At 62.0% G+C, this 18,637-nt stretch carries 13 protein-coding genes; 8 read left to right on the forward strand and 5 right to left on the reverse strand.

Annotated features, from left to right (window positions below):
• Window positions 1-124: 124 nt before the first annotated feature.
• Entirely contained in the window at window positions 125-373 is a 249-nt protein-coding gene (locus tag JF545_RS12590; RefSeq protein ID WP_206942541.1) for a YheV family putative zinc ribbon protein, read from the reverse strand.
• Between the two features lie 60 nt (window positions 374-433).
• Window positions 434-2,482, reverse strand: a complete 2,049-nt coding sequence (gene prlC, locus JF545_RS12595) for an oligopeptidase A (protein WP_206942544.1) — start codon at window positions 2,480-2,482, stop codon at window positions 434-436.
• A 109-nt stretch (window positions 2,483-2,591) separates the two neighbouring features.
• Here prlC and JF545_RS12600 point away from each other — a divergent pair, with 109 nt between their 5' ends.
• The 3 genes from JF545_RS12600 to JF545_RS12610 all read left to right on the forward strand — a co-directional run bounded on the left by JF545_RS12600 (window position 2,592) and on the right by JF545_RS12610 (window position 5,442).
• Window positions 2,592-3,932, forward strand: a complete 1,341-nt coding sequence (locus tag JF545_RS12600) for a sodium-dependent transporter (protein ID WP_206942546.1) — start codon at window positions 2,592-2,594, stop codon at window positions 3,930-3,932.
• A gap of 66 nt (window positions 3,933-3,998) precedes the next feature.
• The gene (locus JF545_RS12605) at window positions 3,999-4,604 is read left to right on the forward strand and encodes a gamma carbonic anhydrase family protein (RefSeq protein WP_224851886.1); all 606 of its coding nucleotides are present in this window, start codon (window positions 3,999-4,001) and stop codon (window positions 4,602-4,604) included.
• 154 nt (window positions 4,605-4,758) lie between these two features.
• Window positions 4,759-5,442: a metal-dependent hydrolase gene (locus JF545_RS12610; protein WP_206942548.1), complete on the forward strand. Its 684-nt coding sequence runs from the start codon at window positions 4,759-4,761 to the stop codon at window positions 5,440-5,442.
• Here the strand turns inward: JF545_RS12610 and JF545_RS12615 are convergent.
• The 3 genes from JF545_RS12615 to JF545_RS12625 are packed head-to-tail and all read right to left on the reverse strand — an operon-like array spanning window position 5,406 to window position 9,489.
• The gene (locus JF545_RS12615; RefSeq protein ID WP_206942549.1) at window positions 5,406-6,794 is read right to left on the reverse strand and encodes a sigma-54-dependent transcriptional regulator; all 1,389 of its coding nucleotides are present in this window, start codon (window positions 6,792-6,794) and stop codon (window positions 5,406-5,408) included. The genes JF545_RS12610 and JF545_RS12615 overlap by 37 nt on opposite strands.
• Entirely contained in the window at window positions 6,787-8,709 is a 1,923-nt protein-coding gene (locus JF545_RS12620; RefSeq protein WP_242520813.1) for a sensor histidine kinase, read from the reverse strand. Before JF545_RS12620 ends, JF545_RS12615 begins: the two co-directional genes overlap by 8 nt.
• Window positions 8,710-8,712: 3 nt before the next feature.
• Window positions 8,713-9,489: a GntR family transcriptional regulator gene (locus tag JF545_RS12625; protein ID WP_206942550.1), complete on the reverse strand. Its 777-nt coding sequence runs from the start codon at window positions 9,487-9,489 to the stop codon at window positions 8,713-8,715.
• A 410-nt stretch (window positions 9,490-9,899) separates the two neighbouring features.
• Between JF545_RS12625 and JF545_RS12630 the strand changes: the two genes are divergently transcribed.
• The 5 genes from JF545_RS12630 (at window position 9,900) to JF545_RS12650 (ending at window position 18,010) form a co-directional block, all read left to right on the forward strand.
• On the forward strand, window positions 9,900-10,655 hold the full coding sequence (locus JF545_RS12630) for a (Fe-S)-binding protein (RefSeq protein WP_206942551.1): 756 nt from the start codon (window positions 9,900-9,902) through the stop codon (window positions 10,653-10,655).
• Complete coding sequence (locus JF545_RS12635) at window positions 10,652-12,082, forward strand: LutB/LldF family L-lactate oxidation iron-sulfur protein (RefSeq protein ID WP_206942552.1); 1,431 nt, start codon at window positions 10,652-10,654, stop codon at window positions 12,080-12,082. Before JF545_RS12630 ends, JF545_RS12635 begins: the two co-directional genes overlap by 4 nt.
• Window positions 12,079-12,735 (forward strand): LutC/YkgG family protein, encoded by a 657-nt coding sequence (locus tag JF545_RS12640; protein ID WP_206942553.1) that lies wholly within the window; start codon window positions 12,079-12,081, stop codon window positions 12,733-12,735. Before JF545_RS12635 ends, JF545_RS12640 begins: the two co-directional genes overlap by 4 nt.
• 149 nt (window positions 12,736-12,884) lie before the next feature.
• Complete coding sequence (locus JF545_RS12645; protein WP_206942554.1) at window positions 12,885-14,978, forward strand: hypothetical protein; 2,094 nt, start codon at window positions 12,885-12,887, stop codon at window positions 14,976-14,978.
• A gap of 161 nt (window positions 14,979-15,139) precedes the next feature.
• Window positions 15,140-18,010 carry an FAD-binding and (Fe-S)-binding domain-containing protein gene (locus JF545_RS12650; protein ID WP_242520814.1) on the forward strand — a complete coding sequence of 957 codons (2,871 nt, stop codon included), beginning with the start codon at window positions 15,140-15,142 and terminating at the stop codon, window positions 18,008-18,010.
• Window positions 18,011-18,637: the final 627 nt, after the last annotated feature.

Below are 18,637 nucleotides of genomic sequence, written 5' to 3' on the forward strand. Positions count from 1 at the left end.
GATCTACCAGGACGGTGGCAAGAGGTCGGGACGGGGTATCCTGCAGTGCTTTTCAGTTCCGCTTTCTGGGTCAGTACCGCTTTCTGGGTCAGTACCGCTTTCTGAGTCAGTACCGCTTTCCGGGTCAGTGGCGCTTGCCGGGATCGAGAATGCGCACTGGCTGAATCTCTTCTGCCGCTGGGGCGTCGTGTTCCTGATTGACCCGTGTCGCCAGCTCCTCGAGCACGTCGTCTTCGATCGGCAGCTGCTCGAAGAAGTCACAGCTGACGCATTCTCTGTAGCGCACGCCGTTCTGCTCCCAGGCGCGGATGCGGTCCATTTCAGCACAGCGTGGGCAGACCACGCCGGCGATGAAACGTTTCTTTACGGTCATCGTTGTCTCCGTATAGGGCGACGCCTCCGCAAGATGCGGAGGCGTCGATGGTCACGGGTATCAAGCGGCGCGAATACCACTGTGGCGGAGCAGCGGTTCGATACTGGGATCGCGACCGCGGAAGGCCTTGAACAGGTCCGCGGCGTCACGGGCTCCACCCTGCTCAAGGATTTCGCGGCGGAAGCGAGCACCGGTCTCGGCGTCAAAGGTGCCGGCTTCCTCGAAGGCACTCCAGGCATCGGCGGACAGCACTTCTGCCCACTTGTAGCTGTAGTAACCTGCCGCGTATCCGCCGGCGAAGATGTGACCGAAGCTATTCTGGAAGCGGTTGAAGTCGACTCTGGGGACCACCGATACCTTCGCTCGCACGTCATCCAGCAGCGCCTGAATCTCCGCCGCGCTGGGCGCCGCTGGTTCCAGGTGCAGGCGGAAGTCGAACAGCGACAGCTCTACCTGGCGCAGCAGACCCATGGCGGACTGGAAATTCTTGGCTGCGATCAGCTTGTCGAACAGCTCGTCAGGCAGCGGCTCGCCGGTCTCGACATGTCCAGAGATCAGGTCAAGCCCCTCACGCTCCCAGCAGAAATTCTCCATGAATTGGCTAGGCAGCTCGACGGCATCCCAGGCAACCCCATTGATGCCGGAAACATCGGCAACGTCCTGGCGGGTCAGCATGTGATGGAGACCATGCCCGAACTCATGGAACAGCGTGGTGACCTCATCGTGGGTCAGCAGTGCCGGCTTGTCGCCGACCGGGCGGGTGAAATTGCAGGTCAGGTAGGCCACCGGCAGCTGCAGCTCACCGTCGCGGCGACGGCGAACACGGCATTCATCCATCCAGGCCCCGCCTCGCTTGCCCTCGCGAGCATAAAGGTCGAGGTAGAAGCCGGCGATGGGGGCGCCGTTTTCATACAGCCGGTAGAAGCCCACATCTGGGTGATAGGTGGGAGCGTCGCTGTCGCGCTCGACCTGCACGCCGTAGAGCCTTTCCACCACGCTGAACAGGCCTTGAACCGCCTTGGGGGCCGGAAAGTAGGGACGCAGCTGCTCCTGGGAAATGGCGTAGCGCGCTTCACGCAGCTTCTCGCTGGCAAAGCCGATGTCCCAGGGGGCCAGAGCCTCCAGACCCAAGGTGTCCTTGGCGAAGGCATCCAGCTCGCTGAATTCCTGCTGGCCCTGGTCCAGCGCGCGCTCGGCCAGGTCGTCGAGGAAGCCGACGACCTGGCTGGGGCTGTCGGCCATCTTGGTGGCCAGTGAGTAGTCGGCGTAGGTCGCAAACCCCATCAGTTCGGCCATCTCGCGACGCAGTGCGAGGGTTTCTTCCATGATCGGGGCGTTGTCATATTCGCCGGCATTGGGCCCCTGGTCCGAGGCACGAGTGACGAAGGCGGTGTACACCTCTCGGCGCAGTTCGCGGTCCTCGGCATAGGAAAGCACCGGGAAGAAACTGGGGAAGTCGAGGGTGATGCGATACCCCTTCTTGCCCTTGGACTCAGCGTTGGCTGCCAGTGTATCGAGGGCGCTCTGGGGCAGCCCCCCCAGACGGCTGTCGTCCTCGAGGTCCAGCGACCAGGCCTGGGTAGCATCCAGCAGCTGATTGGAGAAGGTGCTGGACAGGCTCGAGAGGCGTGAGCGGATTTCCGCCGAGCGCTGCTTCTTGTCGGCCGGCAGGTCGACGCCTGCCAGGCGAAAATCACGCAGTGCGTTGTTCACGGCGCGTTGCTGGGCGTCACTGAGGGTCGCGAAGTCTGGACTATCCTTGAGCGCCTGCCAGGCACGAAACAGCCCTTCATGCTGGCTGATCCAGGTGCTGTAGGCGGAGAGCTTCTCGAGACAGCCATCGTGAGCCTCACGCAGCTCAGGGGTGCTCATGGTCGAGTTGAGGTGGGAGACCGGCGACCACGCCTGTGCCAGGCGATCGCTCAACTCCTCCAGTGGCGCCGCCAGGCTGGCCCAGGTGGGCGTCGCTTGCTCGGCTTCAGCCACCAGTGCTTCGACACCGTCGCGCAGCTCCTCAAGCAAGGTGTCGACCGACGGGGCGACATGCTCAGGGCGAATCTCACCGAAGGGCGGCAGGGTGTGGCGTTCAAGCAGCGGGTTGCGGGACATGTGCACCTCTCGAATTCGACAATGGTTCAGTAAATGCGGGCGACTGTCGCCTGTTTCAATGTGCTAGTCTTGCGCCCTTCGTTTTTCTCGATGTGGACACCGAAAGACCATGAACCAGACGCTGGAACGCTGGAGTTCGCGCCGCGCCTTTATCCTGGCCGTGACCGGGGCCGCCGTGGGCCTCGGCAACATATGGCGCTTCCCCTATATCACCGGCGAAAACGGGGGAGCTGCCTTCCTCTTGCTGTATGTGGGGTTTGTGGTGGTGCTGGGCCTGCCCGTGATGATGGCCGAGATCATGATCGGCCGGGCCGGACGCAGGAGCCCGATGCAGTCGTTGGCGGAGCTGGCACGCCAGCGTGGCACCTCGACTCACTGGAAGTGGCTTGGTCTGTTCGGGGCCTTTACCGTCTTCTGTATTCTGTCGTTCTACTCGGTGGTGTCCGGTTGGTCCATCGATTTCATGGTCAACGCCTTCAGCGGCGGCTTTGCCGGCAAGAGTGGCCCGGAGATCGGCGCTGGCTTCGACGCCTTTCTCGCAGACCCCCTGCGCATGACGTTCAACCACACCCTGTTTTTGGTCATGACCATGGTGGTGGTGGCCGCGGGTGTGGCCAAGGGGCTCGAGCGCCTCAACAACCTGCTGATGCCTGCGCTGTATCTGTTGTTGATCGTGCTGGCTGGCCACGCCGTGACCATGGACGGTTTTGGTCCCGCCATGGCATGGCTGTTCACACCGGATTTTTCGGCGCTGACGCCGATGGTCTTCGTCCATGCCATGGGCCATGCCTTCTTCACCCTGGCGGTGGGTGCCTGTGCCTTGATGGCCTACGGCGCTTACATGCCTGACCATCAAAGCCTGCCCGGTGCCGCCGGTGCAGTGGCGGTGCTGGACGTGCTGGTCGCGCTGCTGGCCGGTATCGCCATCTTCTCGGTGGTGTTCACCCAGGGCATGGATCCTGGCGAAGGCCCTGGCCTGGTCTTTGTCACACTGCCGGTGGCCTTTGCGGATCTGCCTGGCGGTGCCTTCTGGCTTGGGTTGTTCTTCCTGTTGCTGTTGCTGGCGACCTGGACGTCGTCGATCAACCTGGCCGAACCGATGGTATCGACCCTGGTGGGATGGGGTCTCAGTCGTCGTCTGGCGGCATTGGCGGTGGGCATCTGCGTGTGGTTGGTGGGGCTATTATGTGTGCTGTCGTTCTCTACCTTGAGTGACGTCCACGTGATTGGCAGCATGAACTTCTTTGGCGTGGTCAGCACCATCCCGCCCGAGATCTTCCTGCCCCTCGGCGGCCTCTTGATCGCCATCTTTGCCGCGTGGGTAATGCCTGAGCGCGAGGCGCTGCGGGCGCTGGACGCTGGTCCCAACGGCTTTCGTGTGTGGCGCGCGGTCGTTCGCTGGGTCTCGATTCCGCTGGTGCTGGTGGTGCTGTTCAGCAGCCTGCTGTAGCCGCCGCTGACCGTGTTGCCCTTGTACCAGCCACGTCTCACGAATAGCTGATAAGGAGTGCCGAGCATGACCGATAGTAACGACAACGCAGCGTCTGGCTCCCCCGTGTCGTCGCCTGCTCCCGGTTTTCCGGTGATCCGCTCCTGGCAGGGCAAGGCGCCGGTGCTGGGGGCGCGGGTCTACGTCGACCCCCAGTGCATGGTACTGGGTGACGTGGTGTTGGGGGATGACTGCTCGGTGTGGCCGATGGCGGTGATTCGTGGTGACATGCACCGCATCCGCATCGGCTCCCGCACCAGCGTGCAGGATGGCAGCGTACTGCACATCACCCATGCCAGCGATTTCAATGCGGGGGGCTGGCCCTTGACCATCGGTGATGAGGTCACCATCGGCCACAAGGCCGTGCTGCATGGCTGCACCTTGGGTAATCGGATCCTGGTTGGCATGGGGGCCATCGTGATGGACGGGGCGGTGGTCGAGGATGAAGTGATCATCGCCGCCGGCGCCGTGGTGCCGCCCGGCAAGCGGCTGGAAAGCGGATACGTCTATGCCGGCAACCCGGCCAAGGCATTGCGCCCCTTGAAGGACAGTGAGCGGGCCTTCTTCCCCTATACCGCCGGCAACTACGTGAAGCTCAAGGATCAGTATCTTGAGAAAAATGCAGCCGGTTAACGTCGGTGCCGCAACGAGAGCACATCAGAAAACGCTGCCAAGGCAGCGTTTTTTTATGCTCATGTTTATTCCAACCAATTGTTTCTATTGAACTGCCGGGCGATAATCTGGTCATTTATCCAGTGCTGTATGTTTTTCGAGGAGCCTTCCCGGCATGGCCAACTTCCGCACCCACCTCAGCGTGGCCGCCGCCGGCGGCGCGGTGCTGGCCCATGGAGGCTGGCAGGCGGGGCTATGGTCGGCGCTCGATAGCCTGCCGATTCTGGCGCTGACCACCCTGGGTGGGATTTTGCCGGATATCGACTCGGACAGCTCCAAGGCCATCCGGCTGGTCTTCAACCTGCTGGCGGTGCCTGCGGTGGTGGCCGGGGCGGTGATGCTGCAGGAGCGGCTGAGCGACGGCACCCTGCTGTTGGTCTGCGGAGGTATCTATCTGGCGGTGCGCTATCTGGCGGGGGCGATATTCGCCCGCTTCACGGTTCATCGTGGCCTGTGGCATTCACTGCTGGCAGCGTCGATGTGCGGGTTGGCCACGAGTGCCATCAGTCATCGCTTGTTTGCCCCGCCTGATGCCATGGCCTGGGCCCACGGGGCCGCGCTGACCATGGGGTTTGCCATCCACCTGTTGCTCGACGAGCTGTACAGCGTGGACCTGGATGGGGCGCGCCTGAAACGTTCCTTCGGCACCGCTTTCAAGCCGTTCGACTGGGGCGACCCTGGCAATTCCGTGGCGATGCTGTGCGTCACCTTGAGTCTTGCGCCTTGGCTGCCTTCCTGGGATGTCTTGCAGGGATTGCTCGATCAGGGCGTCGCACTGGTGTCATCGCGCTGGCGATAGTCATCCGGCTTGAGCTCATGTTTCTTGAGCTTGTCGTACAGCGTCTTGCGCGGCAGTCCCAGGTGCTCACACACGTCGTTGATCCGGCCATGATGTCGTGCCAGCGATTGACTCAACAGCTGCTTTTCGAAGAGTTCGACCTGGCGGGGCAGGGGAAGCTCGCCGCCGTCACTGCCGACGCCTTCCATCAAGGCGTCGAGGCGATAGTCGCAGGTACTGCCGAGCAGCACGTAGCGCTCCGCCAGGTTGCGCAGCTCGCGGGCGTTGCCGGGCCAGTCGTGGGCCAGCAGCACCGAGACTCCAGGCGCGTCCAGGGGAGGCGCTTCCATGCCGCTGCGGCTGGCCGCGACCGCCGCGAAGTGCTGAAACAGCAGGGGAATGTCTTCGCGTCGCTCCCGCAGGGGCGGGATCGACAGCGTGACGACATTGAGGCGGTAGTAGAGGTCTTCCCGGAATTCGCCTGCTTCGGCGGCTTCTCTCAGGTCGATCTTGGTCGCGGCAATGACCCGGATATCCAGCGCCACAGGCGTGTTGCTGCCAAGCCGCTCCACCTGCCGTTCCTGCAGCACCCGCAGCAACTTTACCTGGAGTGCCAGCGGCATCGATTCGATTTCATCGAGGAAGACAGTGCCCCCCTCGGCGTGCTCGAACTTGCCAATACGCCTTTCCACGGCGCCGGTAAAGGCGCCTTTCTCGTGTCCGAACAGCTCCGACTCGATGGTGCTTTCCGGCACAGCGCCGCAGTTGATGGCGACAAAGGGCCTGCCGCCCCGGGCGCTGCGTTCATGGATCGCCCTTGCCACCAGGTCCTTGCCGGCGCCTGTCTCGCCGAACAACAGCACATCGGCTTCCACTTGGCTGATGCGTTGCACCATGGACGATAGCCGTTTGATGGCCGGCGTGCGCCCGACCAGGCGGGGGCCGGGAGCCGTCTGCTGGGCCTCCAGCTCCGCCTTGAGATAGCGGTTCTCCAGGCTCAACCGGCGCTTGTCGATGCCGCGCCGAACCACCTCACTCAGGCGTTCACTGGGGAAGGGCTTTTCGAGAAAGTCCCAGGCCCCCTCGCGCATGGCTTCCACTGCGGTGGACACGTCGCCATGGCCGGTAATCAGCACCACGGGAAGGTCGGGATCACGCTGGCGAATTTCCTTGAGCAGGGCCATCCCGTCCATGCCAGGCATGCGAATGTCGCTGATCACCACGCCAGAGAAGTCCTTGTTTAACGTGGCCAGGGCCTGTTCGGCACTGGCGAAGGGCTCGGGGTGGTAACCCGCCAGCTCCAGGGTCTGGCCAAGGGTGACCCTCAGGTGCTCCTCGTCATCGATGATCATCACGGGGGGCGCGTCAGACATGGGGCGGCTTCTCTTGGTAGGGCATGGAACCGGGAGCCGGTGTGCTGGCGGCCAGCGGAAGGTCGATGGTAAAGCGTGCACCGCCCAGTGGCGAGACGCTGGCGGCCAGCCGTCCCCCCAGATCATCAATGATTCGGGCAGAGATGGACAGCCCCAAGCCAAGTCCGGCACCGGGTGCCTTGGTGGTGTAGAAGGGTTCGAAGACCTGGCGTCGTTGTGGTTCCGGAATGCCGGGGCCGTTGTCATCCACTCTGATGGTAATGCTGTCCTCGGTGGCCGCGACACCGAGGACAAGCTTTGGCTCGGCGACGTGGGCCATGGCTTGCAGCGCATTGCCGATCAGGTTGACCAGCACCTGTTCCAGCCGGACCAGGTCAGCCAGCACCCATGGCGCTTCGTCGGGAAGGTCGAACACGACGTCGACATGCTGCTCGTCCAGACGTGTCTTGAACAGCCGCAGCGCATAGTCAATGCAGGCACGGGTGGACACTGGGCTCGGTGGCTCCCCGCTCTTGCGCGAGAATTGGCGCAGCTGGGCGCTGATGTCGGCCATGCGCCCAGTGAGTTCAATGATCTCGCCCAGATTGGTGTCGACCGTGTCCAGACGTTCCCGGGCGAGAAAGCCTCGGGCATTCTCCGCGTAGGCGCGAATCGCGGCCAGCGGTTGGTTCAGCTCATGATTGATACCGGCAGCCAGCTGACCGAGAACGGCCAGCTTGGCCGCCTGGATCAGCTCGTCGCGGGTCTGTCGCAGGGTGGCTTCGGTGCGCCGGCGCTCATCGATTTCCGCGGACAGACGCTGGTTGCTGGCGACCAGATCCTGGGTGCGGCTGGCGACGTTGCGCTCCAGTTCATCTCTGGCCTTGGCCAGGGTGGTGCGTTCCCGTTCAGCAAAGGCCTCGCGCTCGCGACGAAGTCGGTGCCGTTGCCAGCCAACGCCGCAGGCCAAGGCCAGCAAGCCATACAGCCCCCCGCCCATCAGCATGGCTTGCCACTGAGCGTCATTGACCGGGCCCATGGGCTTGAGAATATGCATCTGCCAGCCAAGCGTCGCAAAGTCGCGGGTAACGCTCAGATACCGTTGGTCGGCCAGCGGGCCTTGGGTAAAGCCCACCAGGCGTGCCCCTTGGTCCAGCTGGTCGTGGGTGAACAGGTGGCTGGCGGTCAGCGGCTCGTCGGCGTAGCGACGTGATGAGCGCAGCTGGTCAAGGCGCTCGGGGCTGAGAGGATCGAGCGACGTCAGTCTCAGTTCCGGCTGGCTGGACATGAACACGATACCGTTCTGATCGACCACCAGCAGGCTGGAGTTTGGGCCTTGCCAGCTGGCTTCCAGCGCGTCGACGCGAATCTTGACCACCATGACGCCGGCGGGGGTCGCGTCCGGTGCGGTGTCATCCAGCCAGACCGGGGCCGAAAAGTAGTAGCCACGATCCATGGAGACTACGCCGAGGCCGTGGAAGCGGCCGTAGTGTCCGGCAATGGCATCCTGGTAGTAGGGGCGAAAGCGGTAGTTTTCGCCGATGAAGGTATCTTCGCGGTGCCAGTTGCTGGCCGCCAGCGTTGTGCCTTCGGCATCGAGCAGGTAAATGTCCGACACCCCGGTGGTACTTCTGAAGCGATTGAACAACCGGTTGAGCGGCATGGCGTTCTGGTCGTCGGGTGCACTCAGGTAGCGCTTGACCGTCTCCCGCGTGGCGAGAAGTTCTGGCAGATATTCATGGCGGGACAGGTAACCGGTGAGGCCGGTGGCCGATAGCCTCAATTCGGTTTGCGCATCTCGCTGCAGGGTGGTCAGGGCGCGCTCCCTGGCGATATCCGCACTTTGCCAGATGACCAGCGCCAGGCCGAGGATGAGCGCGGCCAGCAGGGCCAGGGTCAGCGGACGCCGGTGGCGTGTCTTTTGCCCGCTCATCATCGCCTAGAGTGACCGTCTCGGAGGCATTACCTGGGCCCGCCTGAGCGCTCGCTGCGCCCGCGTTTCGGCGCGTTCCATCTCGAGCAGGCCTTCCTCGACATAGACCAGGTGTTCGTGGGAGCGTGCCTGGGCATCTTCTGCGCGGCCCTCGAGAATGGCGTCGAGCAACGCCCGGTGCTGGGTCATGAGCCGTGGGCGCGACTCGGGCTTCTCGAACAGGTGGGCCAGGTTGTCCACGATGCTGCGCTCCAGCAGGTGGAAGATGCCGCGGATCGTGTGCAGCAGCAGGACATTATGGGCAGATTCGGCGATCGCCAGGTGAAAGGCCGCGTCCGCCTTGGCTTCGCCCTTGGGGTCCTCGCCGAGAAAGGCGACTTCGAGTTCCTCGAAGCGTTGGATCAACAGTGCCTTGTCCGTGGGTGTGGAGCGCAGCGCCGCATAGTAGGCGGACAGGCCTTCCATGGCATCACGGAACTCCAGAAGATCAAGGTGGAACTCACCGTGTCGCGACAACATTTCCAGCAGCGGATCACTGTAGCCGCTGTTCAAGGATTCCGTGATGTAGGTGCCACCACCCTGTCGACTTACCAGCAGCCCCCTGGCAGCCAGTTTCTGGATGGCCTCTCGCAGAGACGGACGCGATACGCCAAAGCGCTCAGCCAGCTCGCGCTCGGGAGGCAGTCGCTGGCCTGGCGTCAGGCTGCCTTCAAGAATCAGCGCCTCGAGTCGTTCGGTAATCACGTCGGCCAGGCGTGGCTGGCGCACGGGTTGGTAAGCCATGTGGGCGTCACTGGTCTGTGAGATGTGTCCAGAGTGTACCGCTTAGAAATTGGTATTACCAAAAAATGAGCATGATGAGACGACATGCCGTCTGTGGATACTTGCTAGCAATTCAATAGCTTGTAGCGCCGTTAGTTTCCTGTAATACCAAAGTCTAGAGGGATTGCTGGGCAAAAGCCGGCAACAGGTTTGACACTGTAGTGGCGCGACTCTACTGTGCCTTTATTCGGCGTTGTCAATTGGTTTTACCAATTTACCCAATTCGCGGGGTAGGCCTTGTGCCACCAGCGTCCGTACCTGACTTGATAGGCCTTTTCGGCAGCTCTCTGTTGGCTATGGAGCATGGGTCAAGCTAGGGCGGGGAACAATAAACGACAGCGCCTGCCGTGCCTGACCCTGAGGACCCCACCATGACCGCCGTCAAGTTATACCCTCCTCGACCCGACAAGGTTTACTTGTTTGGGACCTGCCTGATCGACATGCTGTATCCCGAGGCCGGGCTGGATAGCCTGCGCCTGCTGGAGCGAGAAGGCATCGAGGTCATCTACCCCCAGGACCAGACGTGCTGCGGTCAGCCGGCCTATACCTCGGGGTATCACAGTGAGGCTCGTGAAGTGGCGCGGGCTCAACTCGACCTGTTTCCCGGGCCCTGGCCCATCATCGTGCCGTCCGGCTCCTGTGGCGGCATGATGCGAACGCACTACCCGGACCTGTTTGCGGGAACCGAGGACGAGGCGAAGGCCACAGAGTTGGCGAGCCGGGTCTTCGAGTTGACCGAGTTCCTGGTGCACGTCTGTCACCTGACGCTTGACGACAGGGGCGCCCCGGAAAAGGTGGCGATGCATACCTCATGCAGTGCGCGGCGTGAGATGGGCCTGGCTGACACCGGGCCGGCTCTGTTGCAGCGCCTGGGGCATGTCGAGTTGGTAGAGCAGGAACGAGCCAGCGAGTGCTGTGGATTTGGTGGAACCTTTGCGGTGCGCCATCCAGAGGTGTCCGGCGCCATGGTCGAGGACAAGAGTCGCGCGCTGGAGGCCGCAGGCGCGGATCACTTCGTCACCTCGGACTGCGGCTGCTTGATGAACATCGGTGGCCGCCTGGCTCATCGCGACAGCTCGCTCAAGGGTGAGCATATTGCTTCCTATCTGTGGCGGAGGACCTCATGAACCAGCCGGTACAGACGTTCACCCCTCAAGCGTTTCATCAGCAGGCCCATGCGGCGCTGGAGAACCCACAGATCCGTGCCAATTTCCGCAAGGCCATGGATGGACTGATGGGCAAGCGGCGCGAGGCGTTTTCAGATTGGGATCTGGAGACCTTGCGCCAGCTTGGCGCCAATATTCGCCTGCGTGCCCTGTCCAAGCTGCCGGACCTGCTGGAGCAGTTGGAGGCGAACTGCGAAGCCAACGGTATTCGCGTGCATTGGGCGGAGAATGGCGAGCAGGCCTGCGCAATGATCACGGAGATCTGCCAGCAGCATGGCGCCTCTTCGGTGATCAAGGGCAAGTCCATGGTGTCCGAGGAAATGCACCTCAATGCTCACCTCGAGCAGGCCGGTATCGAGGCGCTGGAATCCGATTTGGGAGAGTACCTGGTCCAGCTCAACGAGCAGACGCCCTCGCACATCATCATGCCGGCGATTCACCTGAATACCGATGAAATCTCCGACATCATGCATGACCGCACCGGGACGGAACGCACCCGGGATGTCGATGCCATGACGGCCGCGGCACGTGCCCAACTGCGCGAGCGATTCATGGCGGCAGATGTCGGGGTATCCGGGGTCAATTTTGCGGTCGCCGAGACAGGCACATTGTGTCTCGTGGAAAACGAAGGCAATGGCCGTATGACGACGACGGCGCCGCCCGTGCATATTGCGGTGACAGGTATCGAAAAGGTGGTGGAGCATCTCGCGGATGTTGCCCCGCTGTACGCATTGCTGACCCGCTCGGCGACCGGTCAGCATGTCACCACCTACTTCAACATGATCAGTTCACCGCGCAAGGCGGGTGAGCACGATGGGCCCAAGGAAGTGCACCTTGTGTTGGTGGACAGCGGACGTTCGCGGATCTATCAAGATGACGAGCTGCTGGATACGTTGCGCTGCATCCGCTGTGGGGCCTGCATGAACCACTGCCCGGTCTACACTCGGGTCGGTGGGCATACCTATGGCACCACCTACCCAGGGCCGATTGGCGCCATCCTCATGCCTCACCTGATGGGGCTGGAAGCCACCAAGGACCTGCCGTCGGCATCGAGTTTGTGCGGTGCCTGTGGTGAGGTCTGCCCGGTCAAGATCCCCATTCCCGACCTGCTGGTGCGGTTGCGTCGTGAAGCGGTCGGTGACGGAGTCGGTAATGTGCCGGGAGCCGGCGTCAAACGGTCGCGCAAGGAAGTGGCCGCATGGAAAAGCTGGCAGTGGCTGGCGACGCATCCCAATGCCTGGCGCGGCGCCAGTCTGATCGCCGGTAGTTTCAGGGGGCTGGCACCGTCTCACCTGGGGCCATGGACGGAGTACCGCACGGCTCCCAAACCAGCAAAGTCGTCGCTTCATACGCTGATCAAGCGTCACCGCAAGGAGCAGGATTCATGAGTGCAAGAGACAGTATCCTGGGTCGCCTGCGAGATCGCCAAGGCAGCGCTCTGGTGGCACCGGAAAGTGACTTCGCTGTCGTGACAGGGCGGGGCTGGTCCCGTGAAGAGCGGGCGGAGCGGTTCACTCGCTGGATTACCTCGGTGCATGGCGAGGTGGTCCGCTGCAACACGGCGGATTGGACCGATGCGCTTGCAGGTGTGCTGGCAGAAAAGCAGATTCGCCGGCTGGCGCTGGGGCGACAGCATCCGGTGGCCCTGGCCGCGCGCGATGCCCTGGCAAGCCACCAGGTGGAGCTGATCGATGCCGATCGCGACATCGAGGCCTGGCAGGAGGAGCTGTTTCAGCATGTCGACGCGGGGCTGACGTCAACTCGTGGCGGGATTGCTGAGACGGGCAGCCTGTGGCTATGGCCCGACGCGGACGAGCCGCGCCTGCTGAGCCTCGTGCCACCTCTGCATATTGCGGTGCTGGATGTCGACGCCATCGAGGATACGCTGTTCGATGTCATCACTCATCAAGGGTGGGCGAGTGGCATGCCGACCAACGCTCTGTTGATTTCTGGTCCCAGCAAGACGGCGGACATCGAGCAGACCCTGGCCTACGGGGTGCACGGCCCTCGCGAGTTGGTAGTTATTCTGCGCGACGGTTGACGCACCGATACGCGAAGAAAGTACGACACTACCGAGTCGGCCTGCGCGGATGACCCTGACGTTTGTCATATAAGTTGGCTATAGTGTTGTGCTTCCGATATCGCATAGTTGTCGGTGCACGGAGTGCAACCCGTTACATGGAGGCAGGCATGTCGAAACAACCGCTGGGCGAAAAGCGCCCGATATTCCTTTCCTTTTCCCCAGTGGTGCTGGTCGGCGGATTGTCGCTGGCAGTGTTGCTGGCGGGCTGTCAGGAAGGAGCGGACGGAGAGTCCGCGAATGATGGCCAGGCCAGCTCATCTGCCCAGGGCCGCTTTATCGAGGCACCGGAAAGTGCGGCCGGCGAACCGATCGAAGGCGAGCTGACATCGCAAAGTGGCGTCAACCTCAACAACGGGTCGCGCTTTGGAAGCCACTGGGTCTGCGGCAGCGAAGGTGCGGGTGAGCTATATCAGCTGGATTCGCCGTTCGCCGCCACGCTCTCGGTCTATGACGAACGTGGCCGTTGGCAGGGCGGGGCGGAAAGCTCGGAGCAGGCGCCGGCATCGCTGCTGCTGGGGCCGTCAGAAGGTTGCTCGCTGGTGGTCGTCAACAGCACCGACATGTCCGGCTTTGGCCCCTACGCATTGACACCTTCCCAGCAACAGGGCGCCGAGTCGCTGACGGATGGAGAGGCTGTCGTCGGCGTTCTGGGCGAAGAGACGGCCAGTTACCCCATCAGCCTGGACGACACCCGTCAGGTCACTCTGACGCTGGCCGGCGCGTCCAGTGCCGCGCTGGTACTCGAAGGCAACGAAGCATCCCACAAGGCAGCCCGCTGTGGCGATGACCAGCAGACGCTGGAGGCCTTCCTGACGCCTGGCGATTATGAGGTGCGTCTGGTGCCCGGTCAGCCGGTGAAGGAGCGGGTGGATGTTGCCTGTGAAGATGACTTCGTCAGCGTGGGCGGCGGCTATCGTCTGACGATGGAACAGGCTGACCTGTCGCGTGGCGAGCGCAACAGCGGTCCGCTGCGTTCTGGTGACAGCATTACCGGCACGCTGGATGACGCCTCTTCCAGCAACACCTACGAGCTTTCTATTGCAGAGCCCACCAACGTCACTCTGTCGCTCAGCTCAGATGACTTCGATACGGTTCTGCAGGTGCGCGGCGGCCAGACCAACATCGATGTCGATGACACTGGCAGCGGCACCAATTCCCTGCTTGAAAGCGTTCTCATGCCAGGCGACTACCGCGTGGTGGTCACTGGCTATGGCGGAGAGTCCGGAGCCTATGCACTTGAGCTCGACACGACGCCGTTTGATGGCGAGTTGAAGAACGAGGGCGAGCTCGTGCCTGGCGAATCCGTGCAGGGCATGGCGGGTGGTATGCAGCCCAATACCTACACCCTGACCATCGAACAGGCCTCCGAAGTATCGATCGGAGTGTCGTCCTCGGCGTTTGATACCCAGCTCTATCTGGAAGGCAACGGGGTAGCCTTGAGCGATGATGACGGCGGTGGTGGCACCAACTCCCGCATCGATACCGTGCTGGAGCCGGGCAGCTACCGGGTCGAAGTCAGCAGCTACTCGGGTTCGTCAGCCGGGACCTTCCTGCTCGAGTCCAGCGTCAATGCCTTTGACGGTGAGTTGCGAAACAGCGGCGAACTGCAGTCAGGCGAGACGGTGCGAGGCATGCTGGGAAGCAGCGGCAGCAATGGCTACACCTTTACGCTTGATGAGGCGGCTGAAGTGACGCTGGAACTGAACTCCAGTGCTTTCGATGCCTTGCTGGGCTTGAGCGGAGGAAGTGTCGACACCAGTGACGACGATGGCGGTTCTGGCACCAATTCGCGCATCCATGCCGTACTGGAGCCGGGTACGTATCAGGTGAACGCGCAAAGTTTCAGTGGCAGCGGCAGTTATTCACTGAGGCTGACACAGCAGCCGTTCAGCGGCGATTTCCGCACCGGTGGTGAGATTCGCACTGGCGAAACGGTGTATGGCCAGCTTGAGGTCAATGGCGAGCTGACCTATACCCTGGTCGTCGAGGAGGCTGGTGTGGTCAGCGTCGAGACCCAGTCGGAGGCCGTGGATACACTGCTGGAGCTCGAGGGTAATGGCGTCTTCTTTCAGGATGACGACAGCGGCAGCACCGACCTCGGGTCATTGATCGAGACCACGCTGGAGCCTGGTGAGTACCAGGTCTCGGTCACCGGCTACGGTGGCAATGGCGGCATTGTTCGCGTCGATGTCAGGCCCTGATAACCGGTGCCAGGATAGCAGGCCTACTTGTGGAGGGCGGGGCTGCGCCTCTGCGCGACACAGGCCTGCTGACTAACCCCGAAGCGCCAAACGCCACTCTTAGGAGTGGCGTTTTTGCATCTGAACAGCTGCAATACTAGCCATCGGACAGGGAGAGCATCATGACGGCCATTTCCACCACACCCCCCAGCATCTCCATGGACTCGCTGGTCGAGCGATTGAAGCAGCATCTGCCGGAAGCGCGCCTGGTCACCGACCCATTGCGACGCCTGGCCTATGGGACGGATGCCAGCTTTTATCGGTTGGTGCCAAGCCTGGTGGTGCGGCCGCAGACCGAGCAGGAGCTGCGCTCTGTGATTGAGGCCTGCCGCGAGGGGCACTGGCCGATGACCTTTCGCGCGGCCGGCACGTCATTGTCCGGGCAAGCCATCACCGACGGTGTATTGATTCAGCTCGGCCGTGGTTGGCGGGGTGCCGAGGTGCTCGACAATGGGGCTCGCATCGACCTGCAGCCCGCTGTCATTGGTGCCAGGGCCAACGAGTTGCTGGCGCCCTTCGATCGCAAGATCGGCCCTGACCCTGCGTCCATTGCCAGCTGCATGATCGGCGGTATCGCGGCGAATAACGCATCCGGCATGTGTTGCGGCACCGCTCAGAATACCTATATGACGCTCGACAGTATCCGCGTGGTGCTGCTGGATGGTGCTGTGCTCGATACCGCTGATACGGCCAGTGTCGAGGCGTTCCGCAAGAGCCATGCGGTGCTGCTGGACGGGTTGGAGCGGCTGGCCGCCGGCGTGCGTACCGATGTCGAACTGGCAAGGCGTATTCGCCACAAGTACCGGCTCAAGAATACCACCGGCTACGCGCTGAACAGTCTGCTGGATTACCGTGATGGCGTCGACATCCTGGCCCACCTGATGATCGGGTCTGAAGGGACTCTCGGTTGTATCACGCGCATTACGTATCACACCGTGCCAGAACCACCCCGTCGTGCAGCGGCCATGATCTTCTTCCCCGACCTGGGCAGTGCCTGTCGTGCGACCATCGCGCTCAAGGGTACGGGGGTGGCGGCAGTAGAGCTGATGGATCGTGCCGGACTCCGCGCGGTGGAGCGGCAGCCAGGGATGCCCGAGCACCTTCGCGATCTGCCGTCAGGTGCCACCGCGCTGCTGGTGGATGTTCGTGAGCAGGATGGCGACACCTTGGCTGCGCGTATCGATGACGTCAATCAGGCCCTTGAGGGCATCATGACGCTGGAGCCTGTCACCTTCACTGAAGATCCCGTCAGCTACGCCCTCTACTGGAAAGTTCGCAAGGGGTTGTTCCCGGCGGTGGGTGCCGTTCGCGACCTGGGGACGACGGTGATCATCGAAGACGTTGCCTTTCCGATCGAGCGGCTGGAGGAGGGCGTTGCCGCGCTGACCGCCGCGTTCAAGCGGCATGGCTATGACGATGCCCTGCTGTTTGGTCACGCGCTTGAGGGCAACCTGCATTTTGTTTTTCCACAGGGCTTCGAGCGCGCGGGCGAAAAAGAGCGTTATCAGGCCTTGATGGCTGACGTCGCCCAGCTGGTAGCGGTTGAGTTCGGTGGCTCCCTGAAGGCGGAGCATGGCACAGGGCGCAACATGGCCCCCTTTGTCGAATTGGAGTGGGGCAAGGAAGCGTATGACCTGATGTGGCAGATCAAGGCGCTGTTCGATGCGGACCATCTTTTGAATCCCGAGGTCATGCTGACCCGAAACCCAACCTTGCACCTCGAGAACTTGAAGCCTCTACCCGAGGCTGACGCCATCGTCGATCGCTGCATCGAATGTGGCTTCTGCGAAGCGGTGTGTCCCTCCCGGGAACTGACGCTGACACCCCGCCAGCGCATCGTGTTGACGCGTGAGCGGGCCAGGCTGGCCAACCTTGAGCAACCCACCGATGCAGACAGGGAGCGGTCGGAAGCCTTTGGTCGGACAGCACTTTATGACATCGATACGTCCTGTGCGGCAGATGGTATGTGTGGTACCCGTTGTCCCGTCGGCATCAATACCGGCGAGCTGGTGCTTGCCATGCGTGAAGAGCGGCATGTCGGCAAGCAGCAGTTGGCGAGACGCATCGGACGGCATTTTTCCGGTGTGACCCGAGTCGCACGAAGTGGCCTGCGAGGGGCAAGCGTCGCAAGGGCGGTGATCGGCGACAGGCTGATGGCGACGGCAATCCAGGGCTTGCACCAGGTCAGCAACAAGAGGATTCCCCAGTGGATTCCGTCGATTCCCGCGGCCGCCCCCATTCGCGTGTTGTCATCCGTGGCCCAGGTGGGCGAGGGGCGCGACCCAGTGGTGTACTTTCCCTCCTGTGCTACGCGAGTCTTCGGCGCAGACAAGCGCGACAGCAGCGCGCGGGCGGTAATGGAAGTGGTGCTGGCGCTGCTGGACAAGGCCGGCTATGACGTGATCATTCCTGAAATGCCGGGTCATCTGTGCTGTGGCATGCCCTTTTCCTCGAAGGGAATGGCAAATGAGGCCACCCATAAGGCGAGGGAGTTGAACCGAGAGCTCTTGGCAGCAAGCCATAACGGCAGGGTGCCGATCCTCTTTGATACCAGCCCTTGCAGTCAGCAGGTGGAGCAGCACCTCGATGCGCGTTTGAAGATTCAGGAGCCGGTCGCGTTTGCCCATGACTATCTGCTGCCTCGCCTGGACATCGCCCCGGTGGAAAGCAAGGTCGCCGTTCATGTGACCTGCTCCAGTCATCGCAAAGGCCTGACTGAGGCGTTTATCGCGCTGGCTCGTGCATGTGCCAAGGACGTTGTCGTTCCAGAGGGCATCAGCTGCTGTGGTTTTGCGGGCGACAAGGGTTTACGGGTGCCAGAGCTGACCGCATCGTCCCTGCAGGACCTTGCGGGGCAAGTGGTGGGCTGCGAATTTGGTGTCTCCAATTCGCGAACCTGTGAAATGGGGATGACCGAGCACTCAGGCCTGACGTACCACTCAATCCTGGAGCTGCTTGATCGTGCCAGCCAGCCGAGGGGCGTCAACTCATAGCACACTTCTGCGCGCGCCTTTATGGGTAGAGGTGCGGCTTGGCGCCCCGATAGAAGTCGCCAACGGAGTGTAGATAGAGCGCGTGTGCAGGAGCGTATGACCGGGTGTGTGACAAAGAAGAGACAGGGCGATGAACTTTTTTGATTCAGGCTATTGCCAAGCTGCCTCGAGATCCGTAAAGTACGCATCCGCTGCCGGCGACGAGCAAACGTCACAGGCGGTGAAGAGTGGTAAAAGTAGTTGATTTGAAAAGGCTTTTTTAAGCTTCTCGGAAAAATCACTGCTTGACGAGCAACGAGAAATCGGTAGAATGCTCGCCACTTGATCGGAGTCGCCGACAGGGCATTGAAAGATGCACTGAGGCACGCTTCGCTCTCTTTTGAAGTCTGCGAGCATCGCTTGCGGGACGCAAAAGAAAGCGCTTGACGAAACGCTTCGATTCTGTAGAATACGCCTTCCTCGCAGGGCGCTGAGCAAAGCGCTCGGCAACAGCGAGGCGCTCATTGAACTCACTAGAGTCAAGAGCACGCTCTTTAAAAATTGATCAGGTAATTCATGTGGGCGCTTGCCGATGAGTCAGTGACAATGTCACTGAAATATCAAGGCAAGCGACTCGTCAAACGAGAC

It is taken from the genome of Halomonas litopenaei (assembly GCF_017303055.1).
Taxonomy (GTDB): Bacteria; Pseudomonadota; Gammaproteobacteria; order Pseudomonadales; family Halomonadaceae; genus Halomonas; species Halomonas litopenaei_A.

What these genes read in the sequence shown, in the direction of transcription:
- JF545_RS12640 (WP_206942553.1), top strand. Translation starts at nt 12,079, where the DNA reads ATGAGTGCAAGAGACAGTATCCTGGGTCGCCTGCGAGATCGCCAAGGC.
- prlC (WP_206942544.1), bottom strand. Translation starts at nt 2,482, where the DNA reads ATGTCCCGCAACCCGCTGCTTGAACGCCACACCCTGCCGCCCTTCGGT.
- JF545_RS12620 (WP_242520813.1), bottom strand. Translation starts at nt 8,709, where the DNA reads ATGATGAGCGGGCAAAAGACACGCCACCGGCGTCCGCTGACCCTGGCC.
- JF545_RS12645 (WP_206942554.1), top strand. Translation starts at nt 12,885, where the DNA reads ATGTCGAAACAACCGCTGGGCGAAAAGCGCCCGATATTCCTTTCCTTT.
- JF545_RS12635 (WP_206942552.1), top strand. Translation starts at nt 10,652, where the DNA reads ATGAACCAGCCGGTACAGACGTTCACCCCTCAAGCGTTTCATCAGCAG.
- JF545_RS12590 (WP_206942541.1), bottom strand. Translation starts at nt 373, where the DNA reads ATGACCGTAAAGAAACGTTTCATCGCCGGCGTGGTCTGCCCACGCTGT.
- JF545_RS12600 (WP_206942546.1), top strand. Translation starts at nt 2,592, where the DNA reads ATGAACCAGACGCTGGAACGCTGGAGTTCGCGCCGCGCCTTTATCCTG.
- JF545_RS12625 (WP_206942550.1), bottom strand. Translation starts at nt 9,489, where the DNA reads ATGGCTTACCAACCCGTGCGCCAGCCACGCCTGGCCGACGTGATTACC.
- JF545_RS12605 (WP_224851886.1), top strand. Translation starts at nt 3,999, where the DNA reads ATGACCGATAGTAACGACAACGCAGCGTCTGGCTCCCCCGTGTCGTCG.
- JF545_RS12650 (WP_242520814.1), top strand. Translation starts at nt 15,140, where the DNA reads ATGACGGCCATTTCCACCACACCCCCCAGCATCTCCATGGACTCGCTG.
- JF545_RS12610 (WP_206942548.1), top strand. Translation starts at nt 4,759, where the DNA reads ATGGCCAACTTCCGCACCCACCTCAGCGTGGCCGCCGCCGGCGGCGCG.
- JF545_RS12630 (WP_206942551.1), top strand. Translation starts at nt 9,900, where the DNA reads ATGACCGCCGTCAAGTTATACCCTCCTCGACCCGACAAGGTTTACTTG.
- JF545_RS12615 (WP_206942549.1), bottom strand. Translation starts at nt 6,794, where the DNA reads ATGTCTGACGCGCCCCCCGTGATGATCATCGATGACGAGGAGCACCTG.